The sequence below is a fragment of the Candidatus Enterococcus moelleringii genome, from assembly GCF_017377575.1.
Classification (GTDB): Bacteria; Bacillota; Bacilli; order Lactobacillales; family Enterococcaceae; genus Enterococcus_A; species Enterococcus_A moelleringii.
Window position 1 is genome coordinate 283,850 of the sequence record NZ_JAFREM010000004.1, and the last position, 15,265, is coordinate 299,114.

At 43.2% G+C, this 15,265-nt stretch carries 14 protein-coding genes; 1 reads left to right on the forward strand and 13 read right to left on the reverse strand.

Annotated elements, in window-relative coordinates; translation table 11 throughout:
- The first annotated feature begins 86 nt into the window (after positions 1–86).
- Positions 87–1,118 (forward strand): hypothetical protein, encoded by a 1,032-nt coding sequence (locus JZO70_RS03160; protein ID WP_207672079.1) that lies wholly within the window; start codon positions 87–89, stop codon positions 1,116–1,118.
- Positions 1,119–1,206: 88 nt separating this feature from the next.
- On the opposite strand, the gene queG is transcribed toward JZO70_RS03160, so the two are convergent.
- The 13 genes from queG to JZO70_RS03220 all read right to left on the reverse strand — a co-directional run bounded on the left by queG (position 1,207) and on the right by JZO70_RS03220 (position 15,257).
- Positions 1,207–2,349 (reverse strand): tRNA epoxyqueuosine(34) reductase QueG, encoded by a 1,143-nt coding sequence (gene queG, locus JZO70_RS03165; RefSeq protein ID WP_207672080.1) that lies wholly within the window; start codon positions 2,347–2,349, stop codon positions 1,207–1,209.
- Between the two features lie 105 nt (positions 2,350–2,454).
- A complete protein-coding gene (locus JZO70_RS03170) occupies positions 2,455–3,816 on the reverse strand; it encodes an MFS transporter (protein ID WP_430748882.1) in 1,362 nt (453 codons plus the stop codon).
- A 70-nt stretch (positions 3,817–3,886) separates the two neighbouring features.
- Positions 3,887–5,467: an alpha-L-rhamnosidase-related protein gene (locus tag JZO70_RS03175; RefSeq protein ID WP_207672081.1), complete on the reverse strand. Its 1,581-nt coding sequence runs from the start codon at positions 5,465–5,467 to the stop codon at positions 3,887–3,889.
- A 59-nt stretch (positions 5,468–5,526) separates the two neighbouring features.
- The gene (locus JZO70_RS03180) at positions 5,527–6,843 is read right to left on the reverse strand and encodes an MFS transporter (protein WP_207672082.1); all 1,317 of its coding nucleotides are present in this window, start codon (positions 6,841–6,843) and stop codon (positions 5,527–5,529) included.
- A 163-nt stretch (positions 6,844–7,006) separates the two neighbouring features.
- Positions 7,007–7,996, reverse strand: a complete 990-nt coding sequence (locus JZO70_RS03185) for an AraC family transcriptional regulator (RefSeq protein ID WP_207672083.1) — start codon at positions 7,994–7,996, stop codon at positions 7,007–7,009.
- A 335-nt stretch (positions 7,997–8,331) separates the two neighbouring features.
- A complete protein-coding gene (locus JZO70_RS03190; protein ID WP_207672084.1) occupies positions 8,332–9,726 on the reverse strand; it encodes an oxaloacetate decarboxylase subunit alpha in 1,395 nt (464 codons plus the stop codon).
- On the reverse strand, positions 9,719–10,282 hold the full coding sequence (gene citX / locus JZO70_RS03195) for a citrate lyase holo-[acyl-carrier protein] synthase (protein ID WP_207672085.1): 564 nt from the start codon (positions 10,280–10,282) through the stop codon (positions 9,719–9,721). The genes JZO70_RS03190 and citX overlap by 8 nt, the downstream gene beginning before the upstream one ends.
- Positions 10,263–11,795 (reverse strand): citrate lyase subunit alpha, encoded by a 1,533-nt coding sequence (gene citF / locus JZO70_RS03200; RefSeq protein ID WP_207672086.1) that lies wholly within the window; start codon positions 11,793–11,795, stop codon positions 10,263–10,265. Before citF ends, citX begins: the two co-directional genes overlap by 20 nt.
- Before the next feature lie 2 nt (positions 11,796–11,797).
- Positions 11,798–12,685: a citrate (pro-3S)-lyase subunit beta gene (gene citE / locus JZO70_RS03205; RefSeq protein WP_207672087.1), complete on the reverse strand. Its 888-nt coding sequence runs from the start codon at positions 12,683–12,685 to the stop codon at positions 11,798–11,800.
- Entirely contained in the window at positions 12,673–12,981 is a 309-nt protein-coding gene (citD, locus tag JZO70_RS03210; protein ID WP_207672088.1) for a citrate lyase acyl carrier protein, read from the reverse strand. Before citD ends, citE begins: the two co-directional genes overlap by 13 nt.
- Positions 12,968–13,987, reverse strand: a complete 1,020-nt coding sequence (gene citC, locus JZO70_RS03215) for a [citrate (pro-3S)-lyase] ligase (RefSeq protein ID WP_207672089.1) — start codon at positions 13,985–13,987, stop codon at positions 12,968–12,970. Before citC ends, citD begins: the two co-directional genes overlap by 14 nt.
- 15 nt (positions 13,988–14,002) lie before the next feature.
- Positions 14,003–14,128: an OadG-related small transporter subunit gene (locus JZO70_RS22555; RefSeq protein WP_278252581.1), complete on the reverse strand. Its 126-nt coding sequence runs from the start codon at positions 14,126–14,128 to the stop codon at positions 14,003–14,005.
- 13 nt (positions 14,129–14,141) lie between these two features.
- Positions 14,142–15,257: a sodium ion-translocating decarboxylase subunit beta gene (locus JZO70_RS03220; RefSeq protein ID WP_207672090.1), complete on the reverse strand. Its 1,116-nt coding sequence runs from the start codon at positions 15,255–15,257 to the stop codon at positions 14,142–14,144.
- Positions 15,258–15,265 lie beyond the last annotated feature (8 nt).

Below are 15,265 nucleotides of genomic sequence, written 5' to 3' on the forward strand. Positions count from 1 at the left end.
AAATGAAATTAGTGCTTGAATCCAACTAAGCAATCGTTTACAATAAAAATGAATTTTACTTAGTGATGATAAGGAGATATAAAAATATGACTGAAATTTTATTAAAACAACGACAAATCTTCGTCTCCAAACGTGAGACCCTTGAGAAACGCCTTATTCAACACCTGGAAAAGTACCAGGATGAGGCCTACATTATCCAATGTGCGGTAGCTATTATGCTGCGCAATGCGTTGTGTGTAGCTGATTTTTCTTACTTAGCTCAAGAGAAAATTTGCTCCATTCTTTTAAAAAGCCAGAAGCTTGCCTCAGTCCGCCACCTAACTCCTTATTTTGAAAGTTATTTCAGTCAAAAAGATTGGGCGAACGTCAAAGCTAACCTTTTCACCAGCGAAGATGACTACTTAAAAGCCACCGAGAAAACTCGCTTACATATAGACAAATTACTGCCGCTTTTGAACTCAAAGGACTGTACGGTCGACAAGAAGCACAACTTAAAAGCTGCCTTTGAAGATGAAAGCGGTAAACTTCACACCTGGAATCTCAGCAATGTAGTTCGCCGTCTTGATCCGATGGAGACTCATGCCTTGTTGAGTATTTTAGGAGAGCTGACTATTTTCCAAAAGGACGGAGTAAGACGCTTTGTCCGCGTCGTTTGGCTGGATTATGCCGTGGATGAGAAATACCGCTCCTTTGATGTCCGAAAAGAAGATGACCCCTTGTATCAACCAAAAGAGGATGCGGAATCAGAACCCGTGACCGTTCAAGAGTCACCAGAGGAAGTGGCAGGAGTTGAATCGGACGCGCCAACTAACAATTCAACCACAAAAGACGCTGAAGATACTAGTGAAACCCAAGAATCCGACGCTTCTTCGCTTAGTCAAGCGACGCGATCGCTCCTGTCAAACTTCATAAAGAACGATCGCCAAGAAAATGATACTGGCGAAGACGCATCAGCTGAGGAAAATAAGACTCAGCTTGAAAAGAAAACCAGTTTGTCGAAACCCCTCAAAGGCTTTCTGCCCTCTCTGAAGAACAACGGACAGCAGCAATCTGGTAAGAAGGATCGGAAGAAAAATAAGAACAAAGGTAGAGGGAAGAATGGGAAAAAGCGAAAATAGTTTTGCAGACTAAAAAGCCGATAGACACAGTTCTACTTGTGTCCATCGACTGAGGATTTTGGCTTCTTAATTAGAATCGGAAATCCAGCTAGCTTAGCATTTCCATCGCTTTTTCAATTTCCTGCAAGGCTTCTTCGTCTTGCTCCAATGACTGTAGCTCGGTTAAATGCTCCAGCCAGATTGCCGCTTCTTTTTTACCTAAGCGGCCAATTGCCCAAGCAGCGGTTCCCCGGATCACCGGCCGAACGTCTTCTTTAGCTACCTGCAGTAAATCTGGTAAAGCCGAGCGATCGCCTAGATTTGCTAGGGCAATAATTGCATTTCGCTGCAAAGGTTTTTTGCCCCGCCATGAGCCGGCTAAATGACCAAACTGATTTTTGAATTCTTTGTTTGACAGATTAAGCATCGGCTTCAGTTTGGGATAGACAGTGTCAATTTCCGGTTCCATCTCTTCATGAAAATGGAAATCTTTACCTTGATTATAGGGACACACCAGCTGGCAAATATCGCAGCCGTAAATGACATTGCGGATTTTTTTTCGGTATTCATCCGGCATCATGCCTTTGGTTTGGGTTTGATAAGACAGACAACGCTGAGCATTCATGCGGCCATCACCTAATAAAGCCTTCGTAGGACAGCCTTTGATGCAGCGCATGCAGTCGCCGCAGCCAAAAGGAACGGGTTCGTCGACTTCGAATTCGATGTTGGTGACGATTTCTCCTAAATAAACAAAGGAACCAAACTCTTCCGTGATCAATAAGCCGTTGCGGCCGATAAATCCCAGCCCGGCCCGTTGTGCGACTGATACATCAATCAGCTCACCAGTATCCACTTGGGGAGCGAAGCGCCAGCTTTCTTGCTGCTGCAGCGATTCGGCTTCTGTTTGGATGAAAGCAATTAGTTTTTGCAGCCGATCCCGCAAAACATCATGGTAATCAATCCCCCAAGAAGCCCGGGCAAACATGCCCCGCTTTTCGTCCTTGGGTACAGGCTCCTTGGCTTTAGTTGGATAAGCCAGAGCAATCGAGATAATCGTGCGCGGATTTTCAAAGGTTCGTTCAGGATAAATGCGTTCCTCGATCACTGGATGCTCAAAGCCCGAGGTATAGCCCCGCTCTTTTTGTTCATGGAGGGAGGCTTCTAATTCGGTAAAAGGCTCTGCCGTCGCAAAGCCGATTTTATCAATTCCTAAACGCTGACTCTCAGCGATAATTTTTTCTTTCAGGGACATGTTTGTACCACCTTAACTGGTAAAAATTCTGTTTCTGATTTTATTATAGCTGATTACGAAAAAAATAGGTATTCTCCCAGCTGAACCAAGAGAATACCTATTTTGTTATGCTTTTCGTGCTTCCAATTCCTGTTTAATCTGCGGATAAATTCGATCCAGTCGATAGAAGAACATCGTGATGATCGAACCGATAATTAATAGCAAAGGAATGTAGCCGTACATCGCCCGGATCGCCAGTTCTGCCTGCGGACTTTGGGCCGCTGCACCTGGTGTGTAATTTCCCCAAGCCAATAAAGCTCCGGCAATCCCGCCAGATAGTGCTTGAGCAACTTTGCCTAAGAAGCCGTTAATCGCTGAAAGTGATCCTGAAACATTAACGCCAGTTTTCCATTCCCCATAATCCACCGGATCAGCCTGCATAGAGAAGTAAATACTTTCCTTCACACCATAACCAATGGCGGACACCACTGCACCGCCTAATATTACGAAATGGTTTACATTTCCCACTAAAATAATCACGATTCCAATGGCTTGAATAGCTGAAGCTGTCACATAAAGATTGCGCTTACCTAAACGTCTAGCTAAAAAGGGCACGAAGAAATTTGCCACCATAGGAACGATCGACATGATCGTCGCTACCGAAATCGACAACACCTGACTCCCCACTACCACTGTATAATAGTAGACTAACGCACTAGTTTGAATAAAAAAGCCGGTCCACATAAAGACAATGTTCAAGGCAAAAATCAACCACGGTTTATTTTGCTTCAAGCTGTTAAAAATTTCCTTCACTGAGGCTTTTTCCGGCTTCAAGGTAGTCGTTTCCCGCACACTGAAGAAGGTAAAGAAAAACAGCAGACAGCCAATCACTCCAAAAATCGCCATCACAATTCTAAAGCCTAACGCTTGATTGCTCCCGCCAAAGTAATTGACTAACACTAAGGCAGTTGAACTTACCACTGTTGCCCCCATAAAACCGAAGAATTTTCGCGAAGTAGATAGCGCCGTCCGTTCTTCCGTATCATTGGTCAAGCTTGGCAATATCGAAGCCATCGGCACATTCACAATCGTATAGGCTAAAGACAAGCCGAAATAAGTGATATAAGCATAAATCAATTTGCCGTTGGCGGAAATATCCGGCACGCTAAAGCATAAGAAGGCAAACAGGGCGAAGGGAATCGCGCCAAACAGAAAATACGGCCGCGACTTGCCCCAGCGAGTATGAGTATGGTCGATCAAATATCCCACTAAAAGGTCGGTGATGCCATCAACGAAACGGGTCAAAACAAACATCAAACTAATTGCCGAAGCACTCAACTGCATAATATCCGTGTAGAAAAACAATAAATACAAAGAAATCATCTGCCAAATCAAGTTACATGCTAAGTCAGAGACGCCATAACCGATCCGCTGCTGCCATTTTGAAATTGGTTTAGCTGTCTGTGTCTCCATTTTCAACGATTCCATCCTCTTTCCTACTTTCTCCTGTTTTTATGGGTTCGGCTTCCCCTTGGAAAGCCGAACCCTCCTGCTGCTATTAGGCTAAATATTTTTTAATCAAGTAAGCCGGTGTACAGCTCCAAGCATGGCAATAGCTGCTGATGATGGGGCTGCCATATGGTGAGAAGTTTGGTTCTTCTGGCTTGAAGGCTTCCCAGAAAGTATCGGCCCCCATCTCAATCATGGTGCCCCAGTAGTCTTTCATCAACTGAACGGCTGCATCAGATAGGCCGGCCACAAACAATGCTTCTACTACATGATGATACATGTAAGGAGTGGCAATTCCGGTGATCGGGAATTGTTCCGCTACAGTTGTTTCCATGATGGCTTTGTTGGTTTCGTCATCCATCACTTCAGCTAAAACCATCCAGACTTGGCTGGCCACATTCACTTCACCACTAGCTTCAATCACAAATTGTTTTTTCGCTTCATCGTATAGTGCTGTTTTAGCAAAACTTTCCAGTTGGTCGCAAATCGTTTGATAGTCACCCAACTGAACATCGTTCATTTTCTCAGCTAATTGAATGAAGCGTTTCAGCGCATAGATCATGACTGCCTGACCGGCGGTGGCTTTATCAAACTCATTGGACCAATCGATGAAGACTGGCCAATCTTCGGTAAGGACTAAGCGACCTTGCTCATCCACTTGCTGCAAAGCCAGATCAATTTCTTTTTTGGCTGCTGGATATAAATCCAACAACACTTCCTGATCCTGCGTATGCTCGACATAATCAAACAAGATCGTTGCGAAGAATAAGCTGTAATCAAACAAGAAGGTATCGTCCGGCGTCAGCTTCGGTTCTGTAAAGACATTGGCCGGAATCTTGCCCTCTTCTGTCGTCATGCCGCCAAAAAGGTACAGGCAGCGTTTCGTTAACGCTAAGTCATCAAAGGTATGATAATTAGCCAAGGCTTGCAGGCGCAAATCACCAATCCACAAGCGACGATCCCGTTTTGGACCATCTTCAAATACCGTCTGCATACAATCCTGCAAGGTTTTTACCGAAATATTATAAATCGCTTCTAATTCCTTGTCTTGAATAGCTGGTTTTGGCAGCTGCTCCATCGAGACACTGCTTTCGGCGACAAAGGTTGGGTTGCTGAAGCTGGCTTTCCATTTTGGCGATGTGTCAATCACGCTTAATTCAATGTAACGGCAGCTGTAACGACGAGGCATTTCCAAGGTCATTGGCAGCACATCGATATGAACGAACTCTTCTTGAATCCATGAGCGAGATAGCCAGCCGTCATAATCTGCTGATTCAGCCGGAATCTCTGCCGGAATTTCCGCGAACTTCAAGCGCAGATACAACGGTGCGTCCATCGGTGAACCTACTGAATCAATGTCGACTGAAAACTTACCAACATAATGATCGCCAAGATCCAAAACGATTTTTTCGTCACGGCCTAAAGTATAGTCTTCTAAGCGAGCGATATTCTTGTCGCTAACCACTGATTTGAAACCGTTGACACTTTTCTCATCAGCTGTGATTTCCGCAATCGCTGTCGGAGTAACCGTCGTTTGAATTAAATCTGGTGTGTTGTCTTCAGCTTTTGCCAATAATTTTTCGTCGTGGTTCCAAACCACATCATCGTTAATTTGAAATGTAAATGCCATTGTTTTCCCTCCATTAGTGGAGAAGAAACCTCCAAACAGGAGATTTCTTCAATTGTGTGTTAAGCAGTTGCGTCTTTTAATTTTGGTTCTTCGGTGGGTTGATCCCCCACCCCGTGTTTTTTCTGCAGGCGCATCATGATCACGCCAGCAATTGTTGCTAGTAATACAATTCCGGCAAAGCCGTACATTGACGTTTGAATCCGATCAGGTGCTACTAAGAACGGAGTAACGAAGGCGAACAAGCCGCAGCACATCCGAGAGAAGCCGTTAATGAAGCCTTGCAGCGACGCCCGAACTTCTGCTGGGAAGGACTCTTGCGTCCACACTTTGTAGATCGCTTCCCCTGCCAACGGGTTACCGAAGTTGTAGAAGGCAATGGTAATTGCTAGAGCGATAAAGCCTGCTCCGCCGCCGATTAACGCCATGCCCATCATCGCCGCAAACTGAACAAATGCTCCGATGAAGAACGCTTTGTTCCGGAATTTTCCGCCGGCAACCGATGCGAAGACAATCGTTGTTGCTAGAGAAACGACATTCAAGACAATTCCTAAACCAGTGGCTTGGGTTTGGCTTGCACCCGCATTCGTCAACGCATAGGTTTGGAATTGGCCCCAAGTGTTTGCCAACAAGTTCCAGCATACGTAGAAAATCAAGATAGCTGCGAAGAAACCAAGATATTTGTTTTTGTTTTTACCAAACAAGACGGTTTTGAAGGAAACTTCCTGCGTAGAGCTTTGCGTTGCTTTTTGTGCTAACTGACGAGCCGCTCCTTCTTCATGGAATCGTTTGAATTTTTGTGAAAGCGAGCGCCATAACCAAGTGATTAGTGCAAAAGCGAATAAAATACCGAAAACAATTCGTGCTCCTAAGACCCCTTCAATTCCCGAAAGCAGGAAGGAACAGATGTAAGAAATAAAGACCCCGATTTGCCAAAAGATTTGCGTCGATGAAACTAGCTGAGCCGAAGTATTTTCATCCGGTGCATCATGAGACACGACAGTTAAACTAATTGGCAGATCCGCCCCAGAAGCAATCCCCATCACAATCACACCAGCCAGCAGCATTACAAAGCTGTTGGATAAGATACAAACCCCTGCGCCGACAGCATAAAACAAATTCAACCAGTTAAAGGATCGGATCAAGCCGAAGCCCTTCGTAATTTGTCCAGCGAATAATGAACCGAAGGCAATGGCGAAGGTTAACCCTCCTGAAATGATCCCGACTTGTCCAGCGGTCAAATCCAGACCTCTTTGCCAAACGGGAATAGTTGCTGACAATCCGACAATACAACCTGAACCTAACATTGAGCCGATACCAGCGGCTGTTGCTAATGGTGAATATTCCTTCACCAATGTTGAGCTTTTTTGTTTACTCACGCTTAAACACTCTCCTTGTTTTTTCGTAGTAGCTATTTATTAACTACTTAGATTGTAAGCGCATCACCACTTTTCAGCCATTGCAAAATCCCACACGTTTCTTATCCATTTCACAGATCAAGACAAAAAAATAGAAGCGCTCTCTATCGAGCGCTTCTATTTACTATTGATTTTTTCTTTTTTCTAAAATGCTTTGTTTCAGCTCTTTTGGCGTCTTTTCCGTGTATTTAGCCAACAATTTGTACAAGGAGGGCACCGTTTCAAAGCCTAACTCATAGGAAATCTCTTCAAATGTCTTATCCGTTTCCTCCATTAATTCCAAGGCAGTTTGGTAACGCAGCGAGTTGATTAATTCCTGAAAAGAGCGGCCGGTTTCCTTCTTTAATTTGTTACTGATATAGTTGGAATTGTAGCCAAAATGCTTGGACAGCTTGGTTAACGTCAAGCTGGCATAATTGGCCTCAATGTAACGCAGGATGTTCAGAATCTCTTCATCCTGCTCGCTGGACTGCTCCAGGCTGTCTTCTTCGATCGCCCGGGTCAACTCGATCATCAACAAGGACAGCCATAGATTCATGGCCCGCATATAATAATTTCCCTTGTTAAAGTATTCCAGCATCATCCGGCGGACAATCCCCTTCACCTCTTGGTTGTTCCCGCAATGAAAATGGATAAAGTCGTCATGGCTGCCGTAGTCATTGGAGGCATTCATCAAGAATTCATTTACCAGGCCATTGGATTTCACCATGTTGACGACAATTTCAGTAGTGATGGAGTCCCCCTTCAGCAGGATGTTAATTAAAATATCGTCCTCAGCCAAGGCATCAATTCGTTGAACAATGTCCTTGTCCATCAGCAAAATTTCGCCTTCTTGCAGCTCGATCCGCTTGTCATTAACATACTGCACGCAGCTGCCGGATAGCATGTAGTTAAACTCCACAAACTCATGGGTATGGGCCGGCATTTCGGAATAGCGATGGTGCTTGTTAATAAAGATGTTACCCTCCTTAAAGAAGGATTTCCCCGGCATCTTAGGAATCGCTTCTTCCTCATAAGGCAAATGCTGATCGTTGACATTATAGCCTTCAATCCGCTGCTCCTGTTCGATTTCATTTTCCGCCCACAGCTGTTTTTTCAGCTCATTAAAGTCCATAGCATCCCCCTGCTTTCTCGCCTTTATTATAGCAGAAGCCCCACCCTAGCACTAAACCCAATCCAGCCCACAATAAGAAAGGCTTCGCAAACTCGCTCAGCTTTGGAGCAATAAGACTAAAATTTTGATAAACTGCTCCTCAAGTTTCTCAAAATTTTTGCTTATTGCCGACAAAGCTAGTTTGTGAAGCCGGACACCATTAGAATTGGTTTAATAAGCTTTCTAATTGTGAATATCTTATACTTTCTTTAAAAGTCAAAAAAAAGAAGAAACAGCTGTCAGAGGTGACTGTTTCTTCTTTTTCTATCTAACTCTTATATAAGGAGGACACAAATTTAAGGAATATCAATTGCTACTTGAACCGTTTGAAGCGGAACATCGTAGAATTTATCTTCTCTGCGGCCAAGGAAATCTTTGGCCTGTTGTGGGAATAAAGCGTACATTAGTACATCTTCTTCTGATTTAGCGTACTCTTTGATTTCCTCTTGGAAACCAGGAAGCTGAGGTTCAATTAAATCAGCAGGACGTACAGTTACTACTTCTTCGTCCCCAATAATTTTTTCTTGGATTGCTGCATCAATCGGCGCTGGGGGGCGACCGTATAATCCGCGAACATAATCCTTAATCTCAGATGGAACCAATTTGTAGCGTTCTTTTGAGATCACGTTCATTAGTGATTGAGTACCAACCATTTGCGACAAAGGAGTCACAAGCGGCGGATAACCTAAATCAGCCCGAACTTTTGGTACTTCGCTTAACACTTCTTCGTACTTGTCTTGCATGCCTTGCTCAGTTAACTGGCTAAGCAGATTGGACAACATGCCGCCAGGTACTTGATAGATCAAGGTTTTTGGTTCGATATCTTTAATTTTTGGATTCAAAATGCCTTCTTCTCTGAAACGGTCGCGAATCGGATTAAAGTAATCAGCAATTTCACTGACCTTATCCATCTTCAAACCAGTATCAAAGCCCATTTCTTCCAACGCTAAAGCCATTGATTCCGTTGCCGGCTGGCTAGTCCCACTAGAGAAAGAAGAAATCGCTGTATCGATAATATCCGCACCAGCTTCTGCGACTTTCAGATAAGTCATTTCAGAAATTCCGCTAGTTGCATGAGTATGCACTTCTAAAGGCAGGTCAATTCCGTCTTTGATACGGGTAACTAGTTCAAAACCAGTTTGCGGCGTTAATACGCCGGCCATATCTTTGATACAGATAGAATCAGCACCCATAGCTGCCATTTCTTTCGCCAGCTTAACAAAATAATCCACTGTATGGATATCACTGGTTGTATAAGAAATCGCTGTTTGGCAATGTCCGCCAGCTTCTTTAGCCGCGGTAACTGCCGTTTTTAAATTACGGGTATCATTCAAGGCATCAAATACCCGAATAATATCAATCCCATTTTTGATCGATTTTTCAACAAATTCACGAACAACATCATCAGAGTAGTTTTTGTACCCTAATAAGTTTTGTCCACGTAATAACATTTGTAATTTCGTATTTTTTACTTCTTTACGGATTAAACGCAGTCTTTCCCATGGGTCTTCGTTTAAGAAACGAATACATGAGTCAAAGGTTGCGCCTCCCCACATTTCTAGTGCATGGTAGCCTGCTTCATCTAAAGTTTTTAAAATTGGCAGCATATCGGCAGTCGGCATGCGAGTTGCGATTTGGCTTTGCTGACCATCGCGTAAAACCGTTTCTGTAAACTGGATCTTTTTAGCCATTTTTCAGCTCCTCTTCCTTTTCAACAATCTGGGCAATTGCTTGGTGCATCTCTGAAATTGAATGTGTTCTTGCCCGACCGCATTCTTTTGCATTTTTATCGCAAATAAAGCAGCGACGCGGTGCAACTCCGAGAGCTTCCCGACTGATACTTTTTATTTCTTCTGCTTCCTGCCAAAGAACATCTAAGTCTACTAATCGTCCATAAGGATGTGTTTCTTCAATTTGGACCATCTTCGCCTTTAGTTCTTCGGGCTTCATTGGCAGCAGCAAGTAATATTCAAGACCAGTATTCTTTTCCCAATAAAGATTTGCATTAGGCGAAATGCCTGTTAGCTCCTGCTCAATGGCTTCAGTGATCGTCTTGAAGATTTCTTCTAGCTTCATAGAGGTCTTAACTGAACCTGGTATATTCATCGTAGCGCAAAGCAGTGTGCTTTGGGTGTCAGCATGCAGTAGTTCCTTTTGCATAGCTGCGCGTTCTTCACGACTTTCAAGCATTTCTTCTAACGTAATTTCTGGCCCGTCAAATAAATCTTTAGACGTTTTTGACAACATCAATAATCGTCCCATCCCGGTATTCGATTAGCGCTACGACTTTATCTCCGTATTCGATAGGCTCGGGATTCCCAACGATACTGTAAGCTTTTTCTTTTAATTCTTCGATGGTGAATTGCGGCACGTCTAATTCTTTGAAATGATCAATTAAATCTTGACGTTTCGGATTGATAGCAATCCCTACTTCAGTAATTACTACATCAATACTGTCGCCAGGAGTAATCACTGTGTTTACTTCATCAACGATTGTTGGAATTCTTCCGCGAACCAATGGTGAAATAACTAAGCTCATTTTACAAGCCATACTTGTATCAGAGTGTCCGCCAGATGCGCCGCGGATAATTCCGTCTGAACCGGTCATTACATTCACGTTAAAGTTGGTATCAATTTCCAAAGCCGATAAAATTGCGGTATCCAGCTGATTGATAAATGATCCCTTGCTTAATGGTGAAGCATACATATTAGCATCAATTTCATAATGCTGCGCATTTTTACCTAAAGAAATCGCTGATGGATGATCGAAATCTTGCACGTCGATGATCTTTCCAACTAAGCCTTCTTCTAACAATTCAACCATGGCATTAGTAATTCCGCCTAGTGCAAAGCTGGCTTTAATGTCATCTTTGATCATAGCTTCCCGCAAGAAACGAGAAACAGCTAGTGAAGCTCCGCCGGTTCCAGTTTGGAAAGAAAAACCATCTTTATAGTAAGGAGAACCAGTAATTACTTTGGCTGCATATTCAGCAATCAATAATTCTTTCGGGTTCTTGGTAAAACGAGTCGCACCTTTCGCAATCCCTTTAGGATCACCAATTGCATCTACTTCAACCACGAAATCGACATCCGTTTGCGGAATGCTGATTGGTGTATTCGGGAAGGGCACTAAAGTATCAGTAATGATTACTACTTGGTCAGCATATTTTGCATCTACCATTGCGTAACCTAAAGAACCACAAGTAGCCTTACCAACTGTTCCATTGGCATTGCCGTACTCATCCGAGCTTGGTGCACCTAAAAAGGCAACATCAATGTGAATGTCCCCAGCCGAAACTGCGCGAGCACGTCCACCATGAGAACGAATGACTACTGGATTTTCCATGATTCCTTTAGAAATAGCTGCCCCAACTTTATCCCGCAAACCACTGGAAGTAATGTTGGTAACTACGCCGTTTTTAATGTGTTTAATTAACGGTTCGTGCACATTGGCAATCGAACTTGGTGCAATCGACAGATTTTTAATGCCCATGTCCGCAATTTCCTGCATCACCATGTTCATCACGAAGTCGCCTTCACGGAAATGATGGTGGAAAGAAATCGTCATGCCATCTTTCAAACCAGTTTTTTCAATTGCTTCTCTTAAGCTGCCGACTAATTTTTGATCCCGCGGACGCTTAGGCTGGATGTGACGGCTAGCTTCTTGATAGGTGTTGATATTAGCAAGTTCACCTTCGTATACGTTGTATTGATCAGCAAATGCCTGAGGAATATCACGATTAACCTTATTCATTACCATAATTAAATATCCTCCTCGGTTATTAGTTTCGCCGCTTTAGCTAAAGCAATTACTCGTTCAGCCCGTTCAACGATTGGTTTATCAATCATCTTGCCGTTCAAGGAAATAACGCCAGAGCCTTTTGATTCTGCTTCGCGGATTGCCCAAATAACTTCTTTCGCGTTCTGAATTTCTTTTTCAGTTGGTGCATAGATCTTATTAACTAACGGAATTTGACGCGGGTTGATGACTGATTTTCCATCAAAGCCAAGTTGTTTGATTAAACGAACTTCGTTTTGGAAGCCTTCAGTATTTTCCACATCAGAATAAACTGTATCGATCGCTGCGATTCCAGCTGCACGAGCAGCGTGTAGGATCATGCTGCGGGCAAAGAATAGCTCTTGTCCATCAGGATAACGACGTGTTTTCATGTTGGTTACGTAATCTTCGGCTCCTAAAGCGATACCAATTAGACGGTCTGAAGCTTTTGCAATCTCCCGAGCATTTAATGTGCCCTCAGCCGATTCAATTGCCGCCATCATTTTAGTCGTACCTACTTCAATGCCGTTGTCTTTTTCAACTTGGGTGATCACTTCATCCACATCAACAATATCTTGAGCTGTTTCCGTTTTTGGCAAGCGGATTACATTTACACCGGCTAATACCATTGCTTCGATATCCAAAGCGCCGACTGTATCCAAACCGTTAATACGAACCACTGTTTCAACTTGACTATAATCAAAAGTCTTCAAAGCAAAATGGACCAATGTCCGAGAAGAATCTTTTTCTTTCAAAGAGACAGCATCCTCTAAGTCAAACATAATCGAATCTGCTCCGTATAGTGGTGCATCTCTTAGCATTGCAGCATTTGCACCTGGTACAAACATCATTGTTCTTCTTAAACGTTCCATGAGTCGATCTCCTTCCAATTGTAGTCAGCTTTGTCAGCAGCCCGATAAGCTGCAGTTACAGTTCTGGCTTGAACAGTACAATCCAATGCACCTTTGTCTACAGCAACTACTTTAGCTGAAGTGATCTCCAATTTTTCCAATGTTTCTTTGATTACTTTACGGATTTGGTCACCAAATTGTTTTTCGACACTGCTGTCTAATTCAATTTCGATCTTTCCGCCATCACTTGGGTCCAATGTAATCATAATGTCGCTTGATTCTACTGTGCCTGCTACAGCGCTCTTAGTAATTTCCACTTAACTCCACCTCTATTTTCTTTATTTTTTTCAAATAGTCATAGGTTGTTTTCGGAATAAGATGAGCGAGCAATTGGCCATCTTTTTCCTTTAAGGCCTTGCGAACATTCGTTGCACTGATTGCAACGCCTTCAACTTCTTTACGGGGAACAATTTCTAAGGTTAACTCATCACCAAACACTTGTTGCAGTGAACGATTGTAAACCTCTGTTACCGGCGAAAATGGTTCCTCCCCTACGAAACGAGAACGAATATTCAAAATCGGGGCAATTTTTTCTTTAAACAATTGCGCATCGACTGACGCCTGGGTCTTCGAAACATCTAATGGTGCATGCTCTTTTAAGAAATACGTTGGAAATGTCGCCGTTGATACCATGTAATCACGACTTGGCAGTACGGTAACATTCGGCAAATGACTAACCCCTAATTTCACCATGTTGATCCGGTCTTCGGTGGAAAACTCAGAGCGATTTTCCGATAAGACAAAGACATAAACATGATCACTTTTAGCTGATGCCATTTCCACTAAAAACTGATGCCCTTTGGTAAACGGATTAGCATTCATCACGATGCTGCTGGCAACACCTTCGTGCTTGTGCTCTTCCAGCAGCTCCTGATAATCGTAAATGTTGGGTGAGCCTTGCTCGGTAAAGAGCACCGACTCATTTTCAACAATTGTATGGAACCCTAGTGAATGAAAAATTTTCGCTTCACTAGGTTTGGTGTACAAGAAATAATGAGTTTCATCTTTTTCTCGCATCCGTTCCATTAAATGGATCATGATTTGAGTTAATAAGTTTTCTGACTGATATTCTTTGTCTACAGCTAAGCATTTGATGATGTTCTTTTCATAAGAACCGGAAGCAATCAACACGCCTTCATTAAGAACACCGACAGTATATTCGGTGCTCTCTTTGGAGCTTAATCCTGAACGTTCCATCAGTTTGGCCCACTGCTGAAACATTTTCTTATCCTTATCTAACCAGATTCTTTTTAATTCAAACATTGTAAGATCCCTTCTTTATTTTTTGACTGGGAACATCTTTGCTAGCATTTGAGAGGCAAGGTAAATGATCAAAATAACGACGAACACGCCGCCCCATCCAAATACCAATAATTCTAATGCGGTTAATAAATCAGCTGACATCTTTTTCTCCTTCCTAAACTAACAAGGCTAACAACAGACCGCCGGCAATAACTGAAGCAATCTGACCAGAAACGTTCGCTCCAGCAGCGTGCATCAAGATAAAGTTTTGAGGATCTTCTTCAGTAGCCATCTTTTGGATAACCCGACTAGACATTGGGAAAGCTGAGATACCAGCTGCACCAATCATTGGATTGATTTTTTCTTTACGGAACAGGTTCAGGAATTTAGCGAATAGTACGCCACCCACTGAATCCATTACGAAGGCAACTAATCCTAGTCCGATAACCATCAAGGTGTCAACTTGCAAGAACTCTGCGAATTGCATCTTAACTGAAATTGAAAGACCTAGTAAAATACTGATGATGTTTACTAACTCGTTTTGAGCAGTTAGTGACAGACGCTCTAACACGCCACATTCTCTCAGCAAGTTCCCGAACATTAGGAAACCAACCAATGGCAAGGATACCGGTGCAATCAAACCAGCTACGACTGAAATGACCACTGGGAACAAGATTTTCGCTGTTTGTGAAATTTCACCAGCGCGGTAGCTCATTTTGATCTGACGTTCTTTCTTAGTAGTAACTGCTTTAATCGCTACAGGCTGGATAATTGGAACCAAGGCCATGTAAGAGTAAGCCGCTACCATGATTGCCCCCATGTACTTAGAGTTCAAGGTGTTGGCAACGAAGATCGATGTCGGACCATCGGCAGCACCGATAATTCCGATTGACGCCGCATCGTTAATGTCAAAGCCTAGCAAGACAGCTACGATGATGGTAAAGAAAATTCCGAATTGAGCCGCAGCTCCAAACAACAATAGAAACGGATTTTGCAGCAATGGACCAAAGTCGATCATTGCGCCAATCCCAATAAACAATAGCAACGGGAATAATTCAGTACTAATCCCAAAATCAAACAACACCTGAAACGGTCCAGGCTCTCCTGCAGCACTCAATACCCCTGAATTAGGGAAATTGACTAAAATTGTTCCTAATCCCATCGGTACCAGCAAGGTTGGTTCGTACTCTTTTTTGATACCCAAGTACATCAGCACGCCACCGATGATCATCATTACAATCCGGCCTGGCTCTTGGCCCATGCCGATAACTCCTTCAATCAATGTTTCCAAAAAATTTC